The 1,196-nt window shown below is 53.4% G+C and carries 1 protein-coding gene and 1 pseudogene; both read left to right on the forward strand.

Going from position 1 to position 1,196, the window contains the following annotated elements; all coding sequences use genetic code 11:
* Nucleotides 1–697: IS21 family transposase (gene istA / locus AC27IT_RS27630; protein WP_487092247.1), on the forward strand; the 697-nt coding region annotated here is incomplete at its 5' end.
* A 270-nt stretch (nucleotides 698–967) separates the two neighbouring features.
* Nucleotides 968–1,196 (forward strand): annotated as a pseudogene (locus tag AC27IT_RS27635) (IS21 family transposase); the annotation flags it as partial.

The following is a 1,196-nucleotide window of genomic DNA, read 5'->3' on the forward strand; positions in this document are numbered from 1 at the left end:
ACGCACTGTTGAAGAATATGTAGCCAAACGCCGAAAAGAACTCAAGCTGGAACGTGCCGAAAGCTATGAACGACTCGAACACCCCGGCGGCGAGGCACAGGTTGATTTTGGTACAGCCTATGTTGGGCAACCAGGTCAACTCGTGGAGCGCAAAGTGCTGATTATGTCCTTCCCGTTTAGCAATGCGGCCTTCGCCTTTCCGGTTCGAAAGGAGAACACAGAGTGTTTCCTGGAGGCAATGAAGCGCATCTTTGAACGGATGGGAGGCGTTCCGAGGAAAATCTGGTTCGACAACTTGTCGGCGGCGGTGGTCTCGATTAGCCGTGATGGAAAGCGGTCATGCACCGATCAGTTCCTGCGGTTTGCTACCCACTACCGGTTCGACCCAGAATTCTGTAATCCCTATAGTGGTCACGAAAAGGGGCATGTGGAGAACAAGGTGGGGTACAGTCGGCGTAATTGGCTCGTGCCACCACCGATTTGCGAAACGGATGCTGACCTTGAGACATACTTGGCCCAGGCAGCAGAGGCAGACATGGATCGTCCACACTATGCCAAGAAAGAGCGTATCGTCGACTTGTGGGAGCAAGAACGGAAGAAGCTTTTGGCTATGCCAACCGTTGCGTTTGAGGTTTTCAGGCTTGAACCGGCCCGCTTGAACAAATATCGGGAACTCCGGTTTGAAACAACCACATAGCCACTACCGCAGTGCCGTGCGCTAGATCCCGTATTGCTCAAGGTGAAATGGGACGAGATCGAGGTTTTGTCGGGCGACGGAGAGTACCGACACCTGGGGACGTTGCCTCGCCCGTACACGGAAAAGGCAATCCCGATTGAGTGGACAGATGTGTTTGAGGGTTACCTGAGAAAGCCAAGGACGGTGATGTACTCCGATCTGGCGAGGTTCATGCCTGCTTCCGTCCGCAGATTCGTGCAAGTGGAGGATATCGATCTGAGGAAATCTCGTGTGGCTCTGATTCGTCGATTGTTAGATACACACCAGATGTCCGACATGGGTGCTGCACTCGATACACTGGCTGGGCATTTCGATCCTGACACAGTCCTTGAACATGCGCTATATGCGATGAAACATCCTGAGTTTCACCCTAAGCCGTTTGCGGAGGCTCATACACCGATGGAGATTCACGGGCACACACCGGACCTCAGGCAATATGACGCCATTCTGGGGGTGAGCA

Source organism: Brevibacillus sp. YAE8, assembly GCF_057543335.1.